This is a genomic window from Streptomyces sp. YIM 98790, assembly GCF_011421595.1.
Lineage (GTDB): Bacteria > Actinomycetota > Actinomycetes > Streptomycetales > Streptomycetaceae > Streptomyces.
Window position 1 is genome coordinate 13,810 of the sequence record NZ_WTLH01000053.1, and the last position, 19,674, is coordinate 33,483.

The window sequence follows — 19,674 nt, forward strand, 5'->3', positions numbered from 1 at the left end:
CCGGCCCCGCCCGCCCCGCCGCCGGCTCCTCGGGCGGCGCGAATCCGGCGGTTCGCGATGCCGCGTCGCGGCATCCGTCCCACGATGGACGCGTTGATGCTTCCCCGGCCGGGACGGAGGGACGGACGCATGGCGCAGGCGGCAGCGGCCACCGAGGTCGACGTGGTGGTGATCGGGATGGGCGTGGGCGGCGAGCACGCCGCCGGGGAGCTTGCCTCGGCCGGGCTGGAGGTGGTGGCCGCCGAGGCCGAACTGGTCGGCGGCGAATGCGCCTACTGGGCCTGCGTGCCCACCAAGATGATGGTGCGCGCGGCCGGCCTGCTCGCCGAGGCCCGCCGGGTGCCGGGCATGGCCGGGAGCACCACGGTGTCACCCGACTGGGCCCCCGTCGCGGCCCGGATTCGCGAGGACGCCACGGACGAATGGGACGACGCGGTCGCGGCCGACCGCTTCATCGACCGCGGCGGCCGGCTGGTGCGCGGCCGGGCCCGGCTGACCGGCCCGCGCCGGGTGGCCGTCGGCGGCCAGGAGTTCACCGCCCGGCGCGGAATCGTCATCGCCACCGGCTCGGCCCCGCAGGCCCCGCCCGTGCCCGGCCTGGACGAGGTGCGGTACTGGACCAACCGGGAGGCGGTGGCCGCCCGCGAGGCGCCGGAAAGCCTGCTGGTCCTCGGCGGCGGCCCGGTCGGCCTGGAAATCGCCCAGGTCTACGCCCGGTTCGGCACCGAGGTGACGGTGGTCGAGGCGGCGGACCGGCTGCTGAGCCGGGAGGAGCCGGAAGCGAGCGGGCTGCTGGCCGGCGTGCTGGACCGGGAGGGAATCGTCCTCCGTCTCGGGGCCACGGCCCGGCGGGTGGAGCACGACGGTGACGTCTTCCGGATGCATCTGGAGAGCGGTGAGGTGCTGTCGGCCGCCCGCCTGCTGGTGGCCACCGGCCGGCGCCCGCGGCTGGCCGGGCTGGGCCTGGAGCAGGCCGGTCTGGACCCGGAGGCCCGGGCGCTGGAGACCGACGGACGGATGCGGGCCGCGGACGGCATCTGGGCGATCGGGGACGTCACCGGCCGCGGCCCGTTCACCCATGTGGCCATGTACCAGGCGGCGATCGCGGTGCGCGACGTGCTGGGGCGGGACGGGCCGGAGGCCGACTACCGCTCGCTGCCCCGGGTCACCTTCACCGATCCCGAGGTCGGCGCGGCCGGACTGACCGAGCGGGAGGCCGTGGAGCAGGGCATCCGGGTGCGCACCGGTATGGCGAAGCTTCCGTCCTCGGCCCGCGGCTGGATCCACCGGGCCGGCAACGACGGGTTCGTCAAGCTGGTCGCGGACGCGGATCGCGGGGTGCTGGTGGGCGCCACCACGGCCGGGCCGTGCGGCGGCGAGATGCTGCACGGTCTCCAGACCGCCGTTCAGGCGCGGACTCCGGTCGCCGTGCTGCGCGGCATGATCTACGCCTACCCCACCTTCCACCGGGCCGTCGAACCCGCCCTTGCCGACCTCGGCGACCTCGGCGACCTCGGCGACCGCCCCTGACCCCTGCCCCGGCACCTCCCGTGGCGGAAACGGCCGGCGGGACGGGGAGTGCACGGCGGCTCCCCCGTGTTCTGTCAGTGGTACCTGCCAGGATCGGGCGGCAGGAACAAGCGGACAGGACGGACGGACAAGAACGGGCGAACAGGAATCCGCCGGACGCACCGGCCGCACCGGATGGGGCCGGACCGGGCCAGAACGGATCGCCCGGGGCGGGCGTGTCCGCAGCGGACCCGGGGAAGCAGAAGTGGAGTGCGCATGCAGCCGAGTCTCGACGAAGAGGCGCCGCTGACCGAGGAGTCGGCGGCCGCCCATACCGGCGGTATCTGTTTCAAGACCGGCCCTCCCGGCCGCACCGGCATCGAGCTGGAATGGCTGGTGCACGATGGCCGCACCCCGACCGCGCAGGTGGCCCCCGCCCGGCTGGACGCGGTCCTCGGCCGGCTCGCCGCCCACGGTGCCCTCCCCGGCGGGGGTGTCCTCACCCGCGAGCCCGGCGGCCAGATCGAGCTGTCCACCCCCGCGGCGGACTCCGCCGCGGAGTGCGTGCGCTCCGCGGCCGCCGACCAGACCGTGCTCTTCGGCGCGCTGGCCGAGGAGGGCCTGACCGCCGTCGGCATCGGGCTGGATCCGCTCCGCAGCCCCCCGCGGGTGGTGGACCATCCGCGCTACGCGGCCATGGAGCGGTTCTTCGACCGGACCGGCCCCTGGGGCCGGCTGATGATGCGGGCCACCGCCTCCGTCCAGATCAATGTGGACGCGGGCGACGACACCGACGGCCCCGCCGGCTACCGGCACCGCTGGTGGCTGGCCCACCGGCTGGGGCCCGTACTGGTGGCGGCGTTCGCCAACTCCCCGCTGCGCCGCGGCCGTCCCACCGGGTGGCGGTCCACCCGGCAGGAGGTCTGGTCCCGCCTGGATCCGGGCCGCACTCTCCCCCCGCCCTGGCCGGGGCCGGCAAGCGGCGGTCTCCCCGGCGACCCGCGTGCCGCCTGGACCCGGTACGCGCTGGACGCCGCGGTGCTGTGCGTGCAGCGCCCGGCACCGGCCGACTGGTCGGCCCCCGAGGGCCTGACGTTCCGTTCCTGGCTGCGCCGCCCGCCGCCCGGCTGGGCACCGCCCCGCCCCGCGGATCTCGCTTACCACCTGTCCACCCTGTTCCCGCCGGTGCGTCCGCGCGGCTGGCTGGAGCTGCGGATGATCGACGCCCAGCGCGGACCGGACTGGGCGGTGGCGGTGGCCCTGGTGTCGGCCCTGCTGGACGATCCGGCCGCCGGTGATGCCGCGGCGGACGCCACCGAGCCGCTGACCGGCGGCGGACCGGTGCCGCCCGCCGAGGTGTGGGCACGTGCCGCCCGGCACGGCCCGGCCGATCCCGAACTGGGCAAGGCCGCCCGGGCCTGTTTCGCCGCTGCCGAACTGGCCCTGGCCCGCGACCCGGACACCGCCGAACTGCGCCGCATGCTGAGCAGCTTCGCCGAACGGTATCCGGAGCGTGGCCGCTGCCCGGCCGACGACTGGCTGGACCGCCACCCGCCGCACGGCGGGCCGTCCCGGCTGCATCTCGGCGCTGCCGGCCGTCGGTTACCGGCCTCGCCGCAGGCCCCGCCCGCATGAGCGGCGCCCCCTGCCCGCAAGCACCGGCCACCGCCCCGGCCATCACGGTCCACCACACACCAACGGCACCGTCGCGCGGCAGCCGCGCATCACCCACTGCACAGGCTCTCGCAGGAAGGTTCTGCCTTGACACTGCACCAGGAGACCACCGGCACGCGTAACCCCGGCACCCCGCGCGGCACAGCGTCCGCCGGCGACGCCGCGCCCGACGACATCGCACCCGGCTCCTCGCTCCGGGATCACGCCCGCGCCGAGCTGGAGCTGGCCCGCCGCCGCACGGCCGCCCTCACCGACTGCGTCGACGAGGCCGATCTCGCCGCCCAGCACTCCCCCCTGATGTCGCCCCTGGTGTGGGATCTGGCGCACGTGGCCAACCAGGAGGACTTCTGGCTGGTCCGCAAGGCCGGACGGCGCCCCGGGGTCCGCCCGGACATCGACGGGCTCTACGACGCCTTCCGCCATCCGCGCGCCACCCGCCCGGGGCTGCCGCTGCTCACCGCCGAACAGGCCCGCGGCTACGGCGCCGAGGTCCGCCGCCAGGCCCTGGAGGTGCTGGAGGGACTGGAGGAGCCGGAAGGACCGGAGGGACCGGGCGGCCCGGCGTCCACCGGCCCCGGCCCGGACGGCCCGGAGGGGCCGGAGGGGCCGGACGGCCCGGCCCGCCGCCCGGGCGCCGACCCGCTGCTGGCGAACGCCTTCGTCTTCGGCATGATCGCCCAGCACGAGCAGCAGCACGACGAGACCATGCTCGCCACCCATCAGCTGCGCAGCGGCGACCCGGTGCTGCACGCCCCCGGGCCCCCGCCCGCCCCCGCCGATGCCGCCTCCCTGCCCCGGGAAGTCCTCATCCCCGGCGGCCCGTTCACCATGGGCACCTCCACCGACCCGTGGGCGCTGGACAACGAACGCCCCGCCCACACCGTCGAACTCCCCGCCTTCTGGCTGGACACCACCCCCGTCACCAACGCCGCCTATCTGGAGTTCATCGAGGCGGGCGGCTACCAGGACCCCCGCTGGTGGCACCCGGAGGGCTGGGCGCACCGGCAGCGCGCCGGCCTGGAGTCCCCCCAGTTCTGGCTCCGCGACGGCTCGTCCTCCTCCCACTGGCTGCGCCGCCGCTTCGGCCGCACCGAGCCGCTGCCGCCGGACGAGCCCGTGCTCCACGTGTGCTGGTACGAGGCGGACGCCTACGCCCGCTGGGCGGGGCGGCGGCTGCCCACCGAGGCCGAGTGGGAGAAGGCCGCCCGCCACGACCCGGCCACCGGGCGCTCCCGCCGCTACCCCTGGGGCGACCGGCCGCCCGGCCCGGACCACGCCAACCTCGGCCAGCGGCACCTGCAGCCCGCTCCGGCCGGCTCCTACCCGGCGGGCGCGGCCCCGTCCGGCGCCCGGCAACTGCTGGGCGACGTCTGGGAGTGGACCTCCTCCGACTTCCTGCCCTACCCCGGCTTCGCCGCGTTCCCCTACCGGGAGTACAGCGAGGTCTTCTTCGGCAGCGAGTACAAGGTGCTGCGCGGCGGCGCGTTCGGCGTCGCCCCGGTGGCCTGCCGGTCCACCTTCCGCAACTGGGACTATCCGATCCGCCGCCAGATCTTCGCCGGCTTCCGCACCGCGCGCGACGCGGACGCCGGCTGAGGGAGGGCGAGGACGCATGTGCCGCCACCTGGCCTACCTCGGCCCCCCGCGCAGTCTGGCCGAGCTGATCACCGGGCCGCCGTACGGGCTGTACCGGCAGTCGTGGGCGCCGCGCCGCCAGCGCCACGGCACGGTCAACGCCGACGGCTTCGGCATCGGCTGGTATCCCGGCCCCCGCCCTGGCCCCACCGCCCCGGACGGGCCGCCCCCGGCCCCGGCCCGCTACCGCCGCTCCGTCCCCATCTGGGCGGACATCAATCTCCCCGACCTGGCCCGGGCCGTCCACAGCAGCGCCGTGCTGGCCGCCGTCCGCTCCGCCACCCCCGGCACCAGCCAGGACGAGGCCGCCGCCGCCCCCTACGCCGCCGGCCGCTGGCTGTTCAGCCACAACGGCGCGGTGGACCGCTGGCCCGGACTCCCCGCCGACACCGACTGGCCCCTGACCCCGGCCACCCTGCTCTCCCTGGAGGCCCGCTGCGACTCCGCCCTCCTGTGGGCCATGACCCTCGGCCTGCTGCGGGACGGCACCCCGCCCGGAGACGCACTGGCCGCCGTCGTGCGGGCCACCGCCGCCGTGCGCCCGGACGCCCGCCTCAACCTGCTGCTGACCGACGGCCGCACCATCGCCGCCACCCGCTGCGGCGACACCCTCTGGTGGCGGACCGGGACCGGCCCGTCGGGCGACGCCGTCCTCGTCGCCTCCGAACCCGATTCCGACACCCCCGAGGGCTGGCAGGAGGTGCCGGAGGGGTCCCTCCTCCTGGCCGGCCCGTCCGGCACCCAGGTGCAGCCACTGACCGCCCGAACCGCCTCAGCAGCCACCCGCCGCAGAGAGGATGTCCGTCCGTGACCAGCCGCTTCTCCCTCGACCACCGGCTGCCCCCCGACCACTTCGACCGCGAGCTGCGCGCCGACGCCCGCGCCGGACTCACCGCCACGCCCAAGGTCCTGCCGCCCAAGTGGTTCTACGACGAGCGCGGCAGCACGCTCTTCGACGAGATCACCCGGCTCCCGGAGTACTACCTCACCCGCGCCGAGCGGGAGATCCTGCACGACCGGGCCGCCGACATCGCCCGGCTCACCGGCGCCCGCTCCCTCGCCGAACTGGGCTCCGGCACATCGGAGAAGACCCGCGTCCTCCTCGACGCCCTGACCGCCGCCGGAACCCTGGAGCGCTACGCCCCGGTGGACGTCAGCCCCGCACCCCTCCGCGAAGCGGGCGAAGCGCTGTGCGCCGCCTACCCCTCGCTCCGCATCACCGCCACGGTCGCCGACTTCGAGCACGACCTGGCCCTGCCCCGCGACCCGGCCCCCGTCCTCGTGGCGTTCCTCGGCAGCACCCTCGGCAACCTGGACGCCCCCCGCCGGGCCGCCTTCTTCACCGCCCTCCGCGCCCACATGTCCCCGGGCGACTCCCTCCTTCTCGGCGCCGATCTGGTCAAGGACCCTCAGATCCTCGTCCGCGCCTACGACGACAGCCAGGGCATCACCGCGGCGTTCAACCGCAACGTCCTGCACGTCCTCAACCACGGCCTGGGCGCCGACTTCCAGCCGGACGCGTTCGCACACCGCGCCGTCTGGAACCCCCGTGAGGAACGCATGGAAATGCGCCTGCGCTCCCGCACCGCCCAGAGCGTCAAGCTCCCGGCCGCCGGCATCACCGCCGACTTCGCCGAGGGCGAGGAACTCCTCACCGAGATCTCCGTCAAATTCCGCCGCGACCGCCTCGCCGCCGAACTCGCCCACGGCGGCTTCACCCTCACCGAATGGTGGACCGACACGGCCGCCCGCTACGCCCTCCTCCTCGCCGCCCCCACCGCCTGACCACCTCCGCCGCCGGGGGGCGGCGGCCCCCTCCGCCGCCCCCCGGCGCGGAACCCGCATGCCAACCGCTGTCCGCTGTCCGTTCCCCGACGCCGCGCCCGAAAGCGCATGCCGCCGCCCCGTCTTCGTAGACTGGCCGCCACCGTTCGCCCGACAGCCAGGAGCAGCAGCGTGCGCCCCCAGCGATTCATGGATTTTGCCGTCCGCACGTACACGGCGGCCGGCCTGCAGGCCGAACCCTGGCAGGAGGGAACGAAGCGCCCCTTCGGAGTGCAGGTGACCCTGCCGAACGGCGGGCAGATCTGGCACGCGATCACCGCTGTGGCGGTGCCCGGCGAGGACTATGCGGCGCCGGAGCAGCCCGTGGAGAAGGAGGCACCGACCCCGGTTCCGCTGCCCTCCATCGGCAGCGGACCGGTGCCCGTGCCGGAGGTTGAGCGGTACCTGGCCGCCCTCATGACCAATTCCGGCAGCCCGGAGATTGCCAGGGCATACGGCTACTCCGGCCGGGAGTCCTCCTCGCAGTACCCCGGCTTCGGAATCGAGTTCCACAGCGAGGCCAAGGTCCACTGCGTCTTCGTGTACGGCGCCCGTGCCGGACAGCAGAGGGGCCAGGAGCACGCCGTGCCGAAGGAGGTCTGACATGGGCAAGTGTCCTCAGTGTGGGACGTACACATCCGTCCCCGTCGGGTCACCGACACCGCCGCACCAAAAACCGGACGGCAGCCGCCAGTCCTGCAACGGCGCCGGCAGCCCAGCCGTATAGATCACCGTGCGAGCCCTCCTGCTCACCCCCCTTTCCCACTCCAACGGCAGGCGGACGCAGTCGCCGCCGTCGGCCGGCCTACGACGTCCCGCACTCTCCAGCCGGGACCACGATGACGAACCACGATCAACGCCCTCCCCGTATCCCGGGTCTGCCAGAGCCATCGGGATATGGCACGTCCCCTCCTGATCACGGACGCCTCCGGGGTGCTCATCGAGGGCGGCGGGCCGGCCGGGGTCTTCTGGGGCACGCAGACCCTGCGGCAGCTCCTGGGCCCCGACGCCTTCCGGCGCGCAGCGGTGCGTGACGGCATCGTGCCGGCACTGGGCCGCCAGGACCGGCAGCGCGGCCGCCGCATCACCCGAGCCGCGGGTTGCGGAGAGGGCATGTCCGATCTGCCGCAGCAGTCGGCGGGCCGGGGTGCGGGGTGCCGGGGGCGGTCGGATCACCGGGAGGGCACAGGATGCGTGAATCTGCCAGGCGCCCTCCCGTCCGTGCCGCGCGCCACGGTAGCTTTTGGCCATGGCTCGTGGACGTCACCGACACGCACCCCTGCACCGCCGGGCGATACCGGCCGGGGCGGGGGGCTTCGCCGTGCTGTGCGCGGTCGTGGCACTGCTGGTCGAGGAGGCCGGGGTGCTGCGCCCGCTCATCGTGCTGAGCGCGGCCGTCACCCTCGCGGTGGGCGTGGTGCTGCGCCGCTGGGACATGGAGGCCGGACGCCAGGTGGCCCAGGAGCGGGCCAAACGGTCGGCCGCCAACTGGCGGGCCGAGGAGCGGCAGGCCGAGCTGGACGAGGCACTGGAAAAGATTGGTCTGCTGGAGGACAAGCTCCAGGCCAAGCGGGTCGATCTGGGCCGGCTGCGCAGCGAGTACGCCGAGCTGCTGCGCCGCTACGCGCACTCCGAGAACGAGCGGGCCAATGTGCTGGAGAGCCGGCGCCGGCTGGCCCTGGAGGCCGCCGCGCCCACCAAGGCGCTGCCGGCGCAGTCCGCGGACCACCGTACGGCCAGTGGCGCGCCCACCCCGCTGACGTATCTCCAGGCCCACCGGGCGCTGACCAATCTGCCGGTCAACGCCGCGCGGCAGGACGAGGCACGCCGCCGGCGCGAGCCGGTCTACCCGCAGCCGGGCGCGGTACCGGCGGTGCAGCCGCCGGCGCAGCGCAGCGGCAGCGGTGGCGCCGGAGGTTTCGACTACTTCGGTACGGGCGGTACCCGGCGTGCCGCCGCCCAGCAGCAGCCGCCGGGCGGTGGTGAGGAGCCGGACGGCTCCGATGCGGAGGACGGAGACGAGATCGTCACCGCGGAGCTGGTGGAGGAGGAGGGCGCCGACGCCGGGGAGGCCCGGAAGCGCGGTGAGCACGAGGTCCGCAGGGCCGCTGCGGACGGTCCCGTCCCGGCCCGCCCGTATCCCGCCTCCGCCGCGTCCTGACGGACCACCGGGCGCCCGGCCGGCGGCCGGCCCCCTCACGCGGAGGCAGACGGCCCTCGGCGCCACCCCCGTTCCGCAGCGGCGTTCCGCAGCGGGAGGTCATTCACCGCGCGGGAAACGCACCACACGAAATCGGAGCAGATCCCTCCGGAACGGAACAGAACGGGACCAGCCCTGTTCCTAAACGCTTCCCCGGTGTGTTTTTCGTCACTTGTTTCCGGGACTCCTCATCCGCGTCATCGGTCCCTAGCATGCGGACGGTGAATCGGACCTTACTTCGGTGATCGTTGGCAGATCTGGTATTGAGGGCGGAGCCGGCGGTGATTCCGGCCACGGCGGACACGGCGGGACCTGTGCCACCGGGGCGGCCGGGACGCCGGCCCCGCCTCGGCGAGGCCGGTCACCACGGGCTGCGACACGGTGGAGGGCCGCGCTCCACTGTCACCGCTGCCTGCCTGCCAGGTGCCCCTCTCGTGCAGGGCAGCGGCTCCATCCTCCCCCAGAACCCAGAGGGCATCCCGTATGAACGCGCTTCCGCTGCTCCTGATCGGCCTTGCGATATTCGCGGGCGGATATCTCCTGTACTCGAAATTCCTGGGCAACCGGGTCTACAAGCTTGACGCGTCCTACCAGACGCCCGCGCACGAACTGCGGGACGGCGTGGACTACGTCCCGACCAACAGATTCGTCCTGTGGGGTCACCACTTCACCTCGGTCGCGGGCGCGGCACCGATCGTCGGCCCCGCGGTCGCCGTGATCTGGGGCTGGCTGCCCGCGTTCCTGTGGGTCACTCTCGGCACGGTCTTCTTCGCGGGGATGCACGACCTGGGCGCCCTGTGGGCCTCGGCGCGCAACAAGGGCCGCTCCATCGGCTCGCTCTCCGGCCGCTACATCGGCAGCCGGGGCGCGAACCTCTTCCTCGTGGTGATCTTCCTGCTCCTGCTGATGGTGATCGCGGCCTTCGCGGTGGTCATCAAGAACCTGCTGATCTCCACCCCCTCGGCGGTGATCCCGGCCTGGGGCGCGGTCGCGGTGGCGCTGCTGGTCGGCCAGGCGGTCTACCGCTACCGGATGAACCTCGGCCTGGTCACCGTGATCGGCGTCGCCGCGCTCTACGGCCTGATCCTCCTCGGCGACGCCGTCCCGGTGGAGCTGCCCGACCCGATTCTGGGCATGTCCCCGGCCACCTTCTGGATCATCGCCCTCTTCGTCTACGCCGGCATCGCCTCCCTGCTGCCCGTGTGGGTGCTGCTCCAGCCGCGTGACTACATCAACGGCGTCCAGCTCTTCATCGGGCTCGGCATCCTGTTCGTCTCGGTGGCGCTGAGCGCCCCCACGATCGTCGCCCCGGCCTTCAACGACGCCGTGCCCGCGGGCACCCCGGATCTCCTGCCGCTGCTCTTCGTCACCATCGCATGCGGTGCCATCTCCGGCTTCCACGGCATGGTCTCCTCGGGCACCAGCTCGAAGCAGCTGGACAAGGAGACCGATGCCCGCTTCGTCGGATACTTCGGGGCGGTGGGCGAGGGCATGCTCGCGCTCGGCGCGATCATCGCCGCCGTGGCCGGCTACCGCACCCTGGCCGACTGGGAGTCCGTCTACAGCGCCTTCGGCCAGGGCGGCGTCGGGGCGTTCGTCGCGGGCGGCGGCGAGATCGTCCACAGCGGCCTGGGCCTGCCGGTCTCGCTGAGCTCGACGGTGCTGGCCACCATGGCGATCCTGTTCGCCGCCACCACCATGGACACCGGCGTGCGCCTGCTGCGCTTCGTCGTCCAGGAGGCCGGCGATGCCGCGAAGGTGAAGATCAACAATGGTGCCGGCACGCTCATCGCGCTGGCCTTCGGCATGGGACTCACCTTCAGCCAGGGTGCCGAGGGCGCCGGCGGTCTCCGTATCTGGCCGCTGTTCGGCACCAGCAACCAGCTGCTGGCCTCGCTGACCCTGTCCATCGTCGCGGTCATGCTGATCCGCAAGCGGCGCAACCCGGTGCCTGCGCTGGTGCCGCTGGTGGTGGTGTTCGTGATGGCGTTCTGGGCCGCGATCGTGCAGCTCGGTGACTTCTACGACGCCCGGGACTGGCTGCTGCTGGTCATCGACCTCGTCATCATCGTCGCCGCCCTGTGGGTCGCCTTCGAGGCGGTCGTCGCGATGCGGCGGGCGTCCAGGGAACCGCCGGAGGCCCTCGACGCCGATGTCACGGAGAAAGCCGGGCTGAAGGGGTGACGACCTCCCGCTGGGCCGCGTTCCGGGCCGGGCTGGAGGAGTTCTACGCCGGTCCCTACCGGCGTACCTTCGCCCGCGCCCGGCGCGAGGAGGACGACTTCTTCCGGATGGTCGTCCTCGCCGAGGCACTGGGCGTGCCCGACCCGGCGGCGTACTACACCGCCGAGCTGATGCCCGCCCTCTACGAGGACTTCCACGTCTGGCACCGCCGGATGGGCATGGACCGCTCGCCACTGGAGCATGTCGGGTGCTGCTAGACCTCATCGCCTCGCGCAGGGTCGTCTTCGTCGGCGGCAAGGGCGGGGTCGGCAAGACGTCCATCGCCGCCGCCCTCGCCCTCGGCCGTGCCGGGGCAGGCGCCCGCGTGCTGCTGGTTTCCACCGATCCCGCCCACAACCTCGGCCACCTGTGGGGCCGCCCGGTGGGTGACGAGCCCACCCGCCTCACCGGCACCGGGACCTGCGCTCCGGCGGCAGGGGCGGGTGCGGGCACGGGCACGGGCGCGGCGGGCTGCGTCGATGGGCTGGAGATCGACCCGGAGCGCACGGCCGAGCAGCATCTGGCCGCCGTCGCCGCGACGATGCGGCGGCTGCTCCCCGAGCGGATGCGCGCACCGGCCGCCCGGCACCTGGAGCTGGCCCGGCAGGCGCCCGGCACCCACGAGTCGGCGGTGCTGGAGCGGATCGCCGAGGCGGTGGAGCTCGGCGAGGAGGCGTACGACCTGGTCGTGTTCGACACCGCCCCGTCCGGCCACACGATGCGACTGCTCGCACTGCCCGAGCAGCTCACCTCCTGGACCGAGACGCTGCTCGCCAACCGCGACCGGTCCGAGCGGTTCGGCGCCGCGCTGCTCGGTCTCGGCGGCGGCGAGGCGGCCGGCCGCGATGCCGAGCTGCGCCGGATCCTCGTGCGCCGGCGCAACCGCTTCGCCCGGCTGCGCGAGGTGGTGACGGACCCGGTGCGGACCGGATTCGTGGTCGTGCTGACCGCCGAGCCGCTCCCGATCGCCGAGACCATGGAGGTGTACGAGAAGCTCACCGGCCTCGGGGTCGACGTGGCCGCGCTGGTCGCCAACCGCCGTTCCCCGGCGGACGCCGGTGAACTGCTCGCGCGGCGCCGGGAGCAGGAGGACGGGCACCTCGGCCGGCTGCGGCAGCAGGTCCCGGACGTACCGCTGCTCGAGGTGCCGCTGCTGCCGGGGGATCTGGTGGGCCCGCAGGCGCTGGCCGCGCTGGCCGGCCGGCTCGGCCGCTCCTCTCGTTGAGGGCCGGGCATCGCAGGGTCCCGCGCTCAGGACGGTTCCGCCATGGCCACGCCGTGCCCGGCACCGGCGACCGGGCACCGGTGACCGGGCACCGGCGGGCGTGGCCGCGGGCCGGGGCCCCGCCGGTGATCCGGTGGCCGGAGAGGACAGCGGAGCGGCCCCGGAGGGGGCGGTCTCCGGGGCCGCTCGGGGTGTGTGCCGGGCGGCTGGTCCTGCGGGTCACGCGAGCGCCGTGCCGTGACGGTCGGCCTCACGGCGGTTCGCGGAACGGTTCCCGCAAGCTCCGGCACACACCGCGCCAGGTCCGGCGGCGGTCACGGACCATCGGCGCTGTGGGTGAAAGCTGGTGAGCGCCGCTCAGTGCAGCCAGGGGCGGCGGTCGACGAACGGCAGGCGGGTCCAGACACGTTCCAGGCCCCAGACCCGTCCGGCCCCGCAGGCGGCCACGGCGATCATCACCGCCGCGTAGACCACGTGCTGGTCGATGAGCGGGTTGGTGGACATGCTGGGCGAGCCGTCGGACAGTTCCTTGGCGGGTGGCCACTGGCTGAGCCACAGCATCAGCATCATGGCGCTGCCGGCCACGGCGGTCGGCCGCAGCGCCACGCCCAGGACCAGGGCCAGGCCGCAGCCGAGCATCCCGAACATGAACATCCAGTCGGCCCACAGATCGCCGGCCCAGGAGTGGAAGGTGGCTTCGAGCGGGCCGGCGCTCACGCCGCGCAGGTATCCCTCGGCGGGTGAGGCGCCCTCGATCCAGGCGCGTTCGGACGGGGTGGCGTAGCCCAGTCCGAAGGTCTTGTCGAGAAAGGCCCAGAAGAAGACCAGGCCGGTGGCGATGCGCAGGGCGGCCAGCGCCTTGGCGGCGGGGCCGTTCAGCGCGGTGCCGCCGAGCGAGGGGTCGGGTGCGGCTTCGGCCGGTGAGGGAGCGGTCTGCCGGATCGGCTGGACGGACATGACACTCCTCTCCTTTACGGGGTGAGTGGGGGGCGTCGGTGGTGGTGCCGGGGGATGGCGCGGGGGTGGTGCGGGGGGTGCGGGGTGCGGCGGGAGTGAGGCCGGCTGCCGGGCGGAGCCGTCACGTTGCTCCGCCCGCCAGCCGGGACCGGGGGGGTGGAGGGCGGCGTGTCCCGGGGTCCCGCACACCGGGACACGCCGCCGGTCTTCCGGGCGGCGCCGGGTCAGCCGGGCTCGGTGCCCCAGACCTTGGCGCCGCTCACATAGGCGGTGACCTTCGCGGCCTCGGCGTAGGCCGCCTGGGTGCCGTAGCTGTGGTCGTCCGTCTCGTCGAGGCCGGACCAGTCGGACTTGCTCATCCGAAGCTGGAGGTCGCCGGTGCCGGCGCCCGGCGCCAGACTGCCGCTGGTGAAGCCGATCTCCAGGTAGCTGTCGGCGCCGTCCACCGCGGCGGGGAGAGTGACCACCCGCAGGCTGAGGTTGGCGCATCCGACCGCGGCCCAGTCGCACCAGGCGTTGACCGATGCGGCGCCGTCCCGGGTGAACCAGTAACGGATGGTCACCTCGCTGAGGTCGACCGGGGTGTTGCCGGTGTTGCGCACCCGCAGTCCGGGGCGGATGGCGTTGTCGGTGGCCGAGCCGTCGTTGTTCCGGTACTCGACGGTCAGCGCGGCGTCGCCCGGCTCGGGGTCGGGGTCCGGGTCCGGGTCCGGGTCGGGCTCCGGGTCCGGGTCGGGCTCGGGGTCCGGGTCGGGCCGGCCCAGGTATTCGTTAAGACTGAGGCCGGTGGTGCTGTTCGCGCCGCCCAGCCGCACCTCGTGGTCCAGGCCGACGAACTTGCCGCCCTGGCTCCACAGCGCGGGCTCGACGAAGCCGTACTTCTGCTCGTCCCAGCTCGCCCAGTCGTAGCCCAGCAGACCGCCGGTGTCACCGGAGTTGGGGTTGAGGCACCAGAAGGTGTGGTGGACGCCGTAGTCGATCATCATGTCGCGCAGCGCCGTCATCCACTTCTCGTTGGCGCCGCCGTCCAGATGTCCGCCCCATTCGCCGATCAGCAGCGGCGCGGTGTTCTCCTTGTGGATGTAGAGCCAGTTCGGGTCCCAGACGTCCCGCTCCAGCGTGGTGCGGTTCCAGTCGCCCTCGAACCACGGCTGCTGCCAGACCGAGGGGCCGTAGTCGTGCGGCGAGTAGACGATCTGGTCCTGGCCGGCGCCCAGGTCGACCGGGTAGTCCTTGACGCCCCGCAGGTTGCCGCCCCACCACATGCCGTAGTAGTCGGTCGGGGTGGTGGAGGTCCAGCTCACGCCCTCGCGCGGGTAGACCTCGATGCCCTCGCACAGGATGAGCATGTGCGGGTTGATGGCGAGGATGCGCTTGCCCGCGGTCTCGCAGGTGTGCTTCCAGTTGTCCTCGTCGGTGGAGCCGTCCCACTTGGCGCGCGGGGTCTCGTTCGCCTTGCCGTGCGGCTCGTTCTCGATGTCGAAGGCGACCAGGGTGTCGTTGTTCTTGTACCGGTCGGCGACCCACTCCCAGGTGGAGTAGAAGATCTCGGTGGTGATCTCGCCCTTGTACCACATCGGGTACACGTGGCCGGAATTGTCGGCTTCCGCGCTGTGCACGTCGAGCATGACCTTCAGGCCGTACTTCTCGCACAGTGTCAGCCAGTGGTCGAAGACCTCAAGCGTGGTCTTCCCCTCCAGCTCCGGGTTGACGTAGGTGTTGATCCCGGAGGCCACCTGGGCCTGGCCGTTCTTCCACTCGTTGAGCAGCTGGGTGGAGATGGGCACCCGGACGATGTTGAAGCCCCGCTCGGCGACCGCGCGCGTGACGTCCTCGATGTTCGCGGACCACAGACCGTGGAAGAACCGCTCGGTGGTGTTGAACCCGAACCAGTTGACTCCGGTGAGCCAGACCTCGTTGCCAGCCTGGTCGGTGATCTTGTTGCCGTCCGTGGTCAGCCAGTCGGTTCCGGCGGCACCGGCGGCCTGCACCAGGCCCGCCTCACCGGCGGCCGGGGCGGCACCGGCGGAGCCGGTCAGGCTCGGCAGTCCCACGGCGAGCAGGGCGCCCATGAGCAGGCCGGCCGCGAGCGGCCGTCTGCCCCTGTGTCGTCTCCGGGTGAAGGAAGACATGCTGGGGGTCGTTCCTTTCCTTGCAGGTGCGGCTCCGCGCGCACGGCGGCGCGCCGGGGTTCGCCGTGGAAGGGGGCGGCCGAGCGCTCACGATTCGGAACACTCTGTACCGAAATTTTGGGAGCGCTCCCAGTTTTCGGTACGTGACGGCACACCACCCTCCCGCGGCTCTCCCCGCGGTCGAATGCCCGATTCGACTCCGTCACATGAAGCCAGGCCGCCATGGCCCTGTCAATACAGCGGTCAGCGCCTTTACTGCACGAAGGAAGCGGTTCGGTGAAAGGCGCAGGCAGCAGGCGTGCCGGTGGGGAAAAATTCTGGGAGCGCTCCCATCATGTGGACGGCGCAACCATCTTCCGAACACACCGGCACTGCTTACGCAGAGTGACTCAGCGGGCCAGGATCAGGCTCATGGCCTCCGCGCGGGTCGCCGCGTCCCGGAGCTGACCGCGCACCGCCGAGGTGGTGGTCTTGGCACCCGGCTTGCGCACCCCGCGCATGGTCATGCACATGTGCTCGCACTCCAGCACCACGATCACCCCGCGCGGTTCCAGGATGCGCATCAGCGAATCCGCGATCTGGGTGGTGAGCCGCTCCTGGACCTGCGGCCGGCGGGCGTAGACGTCCACCAGCCGGGCCAGCTTGGACAGCCCGGTGATCTTGCCGCTGGCGGCCGGGATGTAGCCGACGTGGGCGACGCCGTGGAACGGGACCAGGTGATGCTCGCAGCTGGAGAACACCTCGATGTCCTTCACCAGCACCATCTCGTCGTGCCCCAGGTCGAAGGTGGTGGTCAGGACGTCCTCGGGACGCTGCCAGAGCCCGGCGAAGATCTCCTTGTAGGCCCGTGCCACACGGGCCGGGGTCTCCCGCAGGCCGTCGCGGTCCGGATCCTCCCCGACGGCGATCAGCAGCTCGCGGATGGCGTTCTCCGCCCGCTTCTCGTCGAACTCCCCGAGCGGGCTCTCGGCGTCCAGCGTCACCGGGTCGGTCATGCAGTCCTCGTTCCGTCGTTCGCGGCACCTGGGCACGGTCCGCCGCACCCGGCCACATGCTCGCACACGCGTTCGCCCGCACGCAGACGCGCCCCTCAGGGTAAACCCGAGGGGCGCGAGGGACATTCCCGCCCGTACCGGCCGCCCGCGAGGCCCCGCTCTGCCGGGTGTCCTCCGGGCCGGCCGGTACGGGGACGGCTCAGCTCTGCCCGGAGGAACCGGGCGGCTGGTGGTCCGGGCGCGGCGGCAGCTCACCGAGCGGAGCGCCCGGCGGCACCGAGCCCAGCGGCGGGTTGAGCTGCTTGGTCTCCTGCTCGCCCCCGGAACCGCCGCCGCTGCCGTTGGTGCCGCCGCTGCCGTTGGCCAGGCTCAGCTGCTTGACCGGCACCGAGACCGGCGGGCGGGTGGACGGGGTGCGGTGCGGCGAGCCGGTCCACGCCGGACGCGGCGGGCGCTTGACCACCGGCCGGAAGATCTCCTCCAGCTCCTCCTTGCCCAGCGTCTCCTTCTCCAGCAGCGCCAGCACCAGGTTGTCCAGCACGTCCCGGTTCTCCACCAGGATCTCCCAGGCCTCGTTGTGCGCCGCCTCGATGAGCCGCTTGACCTCCTCGTCCACGATCCCGGCGACCTCTTCCGAGTAGTCGCGCTGGTGACCCATCTCCTTGCCCAGGAAGGGCTCGGAGTGGTCGGAACCGAACTTGATCGCGCCCAGCCGCTCGGACATGCCGTACTGGGTGACCATGCCGCGCGCGGTGGCGGTGGCCTTCTCGATGTCGTTGCCCGCGCCGGTGGTCGGGTCGTGGAAGACGAGCTCCTCGGCCGCCCGGCCGCCCAGCATGTAGGCAAGCTGGTCCAGCATCTCGTTGCGGGTGGTGGAGTACTTGTCCTCCTCCGGCAGCACCATGGTGTAGCCCAGGGCACGGCCCCGGGAGAGGATCGTCACCTTGTGCACCGGGTCGCTGTTCGGGGAGGCCGCCGCCACCAGGGCGTGGCCGCCCTCGTGGTAGGCCGTGATCAGCTTCTCCTTGTCGGACATGATCCGGGACCGCTTCTGCGGGCCCGCCACCACCCGGTCGATCGCCTCGTCCAGGTACTTGTTGTCGATCAGCTTGGCGTTGCCGCGGGCGGCCAGCAGCGCCGCCTCGTTGAGCACGTTGGACAGGTCGGCGCCGGTGAAGCCGGGAGTGCGGCGGGCGACCGCGCCCAGGTCCACGTCCGGGGCGACCGGCTTGCCCTTCTGGTGCACCTTGAGGATCTCCAGCCGGCCCTGCATGTCCGGGCGGTCCACCGCGATCTGGCGGTCGAAGCGGCCCGGGCGCAGCAGCGCCGGGTCCAGGATGTCCGGCCGGTTGGTGGCGGCGATCAGGATCACGCCGCCCTTGACGTCGAAGCCGTCCATCTCGACCAGAAGCTGGTTCAGGGTCTGCTCGCGCTCGTCGTGCCCGCCGCCCATGCCGGCGCCGCGATGGCGGCCGACCGCGTCGATCTCGTCCACGAAGACGATGGCCGGGGCGTTCGCCTTGGCCTGCTCGAACAGGTCGCGCACCCGGGAGGCGCCGACACCGACGAACATCTCCACGAAGTCGGAGCCGGAGATGGAGTAGAACGGCACCCCGGCCTCGCCGGCCACGGCGCGGGCCAGCAGGGTCTTGCCGGTGCCGGGCGGGCCGTAGAGCAGCACGCCCTTGGGGATCTTGGCGCCCACCGCCTGGAACTTGGCCGGCTCCTGCAGGAACTCCTTGATCTCGTGGAGCTCCTCCACGGCCTCGTCGGCGCCCGCGACATCGGTGAAGGTGGTCTTCGGGGTGTCCTTGGTGATCAGCTTGGCCTTGGACTTGCCGAAGTTCATCACCCGCGAACCGCCGCCCTGCATCTGGTTCAGCAGGAACAGGAACAGCACGATGATCAGCAGGAACGGCAGGATCGACAGCACCATCGACACGAACGGGTTCTGCGACTTCGGGCTGACCGTGTAGCCGTCCGGCAGCAGATTCTCTTCGCTCTGGTACTTCGACTGCAGGAGCTTGGCCAGCTCCACGCCCTGGTCGTCGATGTAGTTGGCCTCGACCTTGGCCGACTCGACGTCGGGGATCCGCTCGCCTTCCTTGAGCTGGATCTTGATCTTCTGTTCGTCACCGGTGGTGAGCTCGGCCGCCTGGACCTGGTTCTTCTGGATGGCCTCGACGACCTGCCCGGTGTCGACCTTGGTGTACCCCTCGCCGGACCGGAACACCATCATGAACAGGAGCAAAGCGGCCACGGCCAGCAGGATCCACATGACCGGCCCACGGAAGTAGCGCTTCATCACGTCTCGTCTACGAGGCTGCGCGGCCCCGTCCCTCCTGCCACTCGTGTGCACAGCCCCCGGACGGAGGCCGCTGTGCGTCGGTGTCCGATTCGCCGGTGCGCGCCCGGCGACGAACAAGCTGACTTATCGCGACGGTACCGCAGCATGGACGCCCGGCGCTGCCCGGCGCAGCCTTCCGGCCGCCGGAGCCCTCCGTCACGCTTTCCCTGACCTCCTCAAACGGTTCGGGGCCACCAGATGTTCCGGGCACGTATCTTTTCGTGCCCCGGCCGTGCCGGGGCGTGCCCGCCCCCGGGGCTCCCGGCGGCGGGCACGGCGGCCGGCATCAGCCACCGTAGACGTGCGGCGCCAGGGTCCCGATGAACGGCAGATTGCGGTACTTCTCGCCGTAGTCCAGGCCGTAGCCGACCACGAACTCGTTGGGGATGTCGAAGCCGACCCATTTCACGTCGATGTCGACCTTGGCGGCGTCCGGCTTGCGCAGCAGCGTCATGATCTCCAGCGAGGCGGGCTCCCGGGAGCCCAGGTTGGACAGCAGCCAGGACAGCGTCAGACCGGAGTCGATGATGTCCTCGACGATCAGGACATGCTTGTCCTTGATGTCGGTGTCCAGGTCCTTCAGGATGCGCACCACCCCCGAGGACTGGGTGCCCGCGCCGTACGAGGAGATCGCCATCCAGTCCATGGTGACCGGCGTGGCCAGGGCCCGCGCCAGATCGGCCATCACCATGATGGCGCCCTTGAGCACACCGACCAGCAGCAGGTCCTTGCCCGCGTAGTCCGCGTCGATCTTGGCGGCCAGCTCGGCGAGCTTGGCGTCGATCTCTTCCTTGGTGATGAGCACCGACTGAAGGTCGGCGCCCAGGTCTTTCTCCTGCACCCTGGCCACTCTCTTGGTACGTCGTGGTACGGAATCGGTCGGACGGCCGCGGCTCCGCCCGGCCGGGCCACCGCCGGCGGCGCCGCCGGCAGCCGCGGCGCCGGCACGCCGG

Annotated in this window: 15 protein-coding genes and 1 pseudogene; 11 read left to right on the forward strand and 5 right to left on the reverse strand. The window is 72.6% G+C overall.

The features are described 5' to 3' along the window. The first annotated feature begins 129 nt into the window (after nucleotides 1–129). From GQS09_RS11855 to GQS09_RS11905, 11 genes and pseudogenes are all read left to right on the forward strand, one after another. Complete coding sequence (locus tag GQS09_RS11855; protein WP_165985994.1) at nucleotides 130–1,530, forward strand: NAD(P)/FAD-dependent oxidoreductase; 1,401 nt, start codon at nucleotides 130–132, stop codon at nucleotides 1,528–1,530. A 255-nt stretch (nucleotides 1,531–1,785) separates the two neighbouring features. Next, nucleotides 1,786–3,144 carry an ergothioneine biosynthesis glutamate--cysteine ligase EgtA gene (gene egtA / locus GQS09_RS11860; protein ID WP_165985995.1) on the forward strand — a complete coding sequence of 453 codons (1,359 nt, stop codon included), beginning with the start codon at nucleotides 1,786–1,788 and terminating at the stop codon, nucleotides 3,142–3,144. Between the two features lie 213 nt (nucleotides 3,145–3,357). After that, nucleotides 3,358–4,779: an ergothioneine biosynthesis protein EgtB gene (locus GQS09_RS11865; RefSeq protein WP_165986008.1), complete on the forward strand. Its 1,422-nt coding sequence runs from the start codon at nucleotides 3,358–3,360 to the stop codon at nucleotides 4,777–4,779. A gap of 16 nt (nucleotides 4,780–4,795) precedes the next feature. Continuing rightward, on the forward strand, nucleotides 4,796–5,629 hold the full coding sequence (gene egtC, locus GQS09_RS11870; RefSeq protein WP_165985996.1) for an ergothioneine biosynthesis protein EgtC: 834 nt from the start codon (nucleotides 4,796–4,798) through the stop codon (nucleotides 5,627–5,629). Continuing rightward, entirely contained in the window at nucleotides 5,626–6,603 is a 978-nt protein-coding gene (gene egtD / locus GQS09_RS11875) for an L-histidine N(alpha)-methyltransferase (protein ID WP_165985982.1), read from the forward strand. Before egtC ends, egtD begins: the two co-directional genes overlap by 4 nt. A gap of 171 nt (nucleotides 6,604–6,774) precedes the next feature. Continuing rightward, complete coding sequence (locus GQS09_RS11880; RefSeq protein WP_165985997.1) at nucleotides 6,775–7,245, forward strand: hypothetical protein; 471 nt, start codon at nucleotides 6,775–6,777, stop codon at nucleotides 7,243–7,245. Nucleotides 7,246–7,539: 294 nt separating this feature from the next. Beyond that, nucleotides 7,540–7,665: pseudogene (locus GQS09_RS11885) on the forward strand (glycoside hydrolase family 20 zincin-like fold domain-containing protein); the annotation flags it as partial. A 226-nt stretch (nucleotides 7,666–7,891) separates the two neighbouring features. Beyond that, entirely contained in the window at nucleotides 7,892–8,803 is a 912-nt protein-coding gene (locus tag GQS09_RS11890; protein ID WP_165985998.1) for a hypothetical protein, read from the forward strand. Between the two features lie 522 nt (nucleotides 8,804–9,325). Continuing rightward, the gene (locus GQS09_RS11895) at nucleotides 9,326–11,026 is read left to right on the forward strand and encodes a carbon starvation protein A (RefSeq protein ID WP_165985999.1); all 1,701 of its coding nucleotides are present in this window, start codon (nucleotides 9,326–9,328) and stop codon (nucleotides 11,024–11,026) included. Then, nucleotides 11,023–11,283, forward strand: coding sequence for a cory-CC-star protein (locus tag GQS09_RS11900; RefSeq protein WP_165986000.1), 261 nt, complete (start codon nucleotides 11,023–11,025; stop codon nucleotides 11,281–11,283). The genes GQS09_RS11895 and GQS09_RS11900 overlap by 4 nt, the downstream gene beginning before the upstream one ends. Continuing rightward, nucleotides 11,274–12,290, forward strand: coding sequence for an ArsA family ATPase (locus GQS09_RS11905; protein ID WP_165986001.1), 1,017 nt, complete (start codon nucleotides 11,274–11,276; stop codon nucleotides 12,288–12,290). The genes GQS09_RS11900 and GQS09_RS11905 overlap by 10 nt, the downstream gene beginning before the upstream one ends. Before the next feature lie 357 nt (nucleotides 12,291–12,647). Here GQS09_RS11905 and GQS09_RS11910 read toward each other — a convergent pair whose 3' ends face one another. The 5 genes from GQS09_RS11910 to hpt all read right to left on the reverse strand — a co-directional run bounded on the left by GQS09_RS11910 (nucleotide 12,648) and on the right by hpt (nucleotide 19,562). Then, entirely contained in the window at nucleotides 12,648–13,247 is a 600-nt protein-coding gene (locus tag GQS09_RS11910; RefSeq protein ID WP_165986002.1) for a DoxX family protein, read from the reverse strand. Between the two features lie 224 nt (nucleotides 13,248–13,471). Continuing rightward, nucleotides 13,472–15,379, reverse strand: coding sequence for a cellulase family glycosylhydrolase (locus GQS09_RS11915; RefSeq protein WP_243761325.1), 1,908 nt, complete (start codon nucleotides 15,377–15,379; stop codon nucleotides 13,472–13,474). A 389-nt stretch (nucleotides 15,380–15,768) separates the two neighbouring features. After that, entirely contained in the window at nucleotides 15,769–16,374 is a 606-nt protein-coding gene (gene folE / locus GQS09_RS11920) for a GTP cyclohydrolase I FolE (RefSeq protein ID WP_165986003.1), read from the reverse strand. Between the two features lie 199 nt (nucleotides 16,375–16,573). Beyond that, the gene (gene ftsH, locus GQS09_RS11925) at nucleotides 16,574–18,679 is read right to left on the reverse strand and encodes an ATP-dependent zinc metalloprotease FtsH (protein WP_165986004.1); all 2,106 of its coding nucleotides are present in this window, start codon (nucleotides 18,677–18,679) and stop codon (nucleotides 16,574–16,576) included. 328 nt (nucleotides 18,680–19,007) lie between these two features. After that, nucleotides 19,008–19,562, reverse strand: a complete 555-nt coding sequence (gene hpt / locus GQS09_RS11930; protein WP_313896104.1) for a hypoxanthine phosphoribosyltransferase — start codon at nucleotides 19,560–19,562, stop codon at nucleotides 19,008–19,010. Nucleotides 19,563–19,674 lie beyond the last annotated feature (112 nt).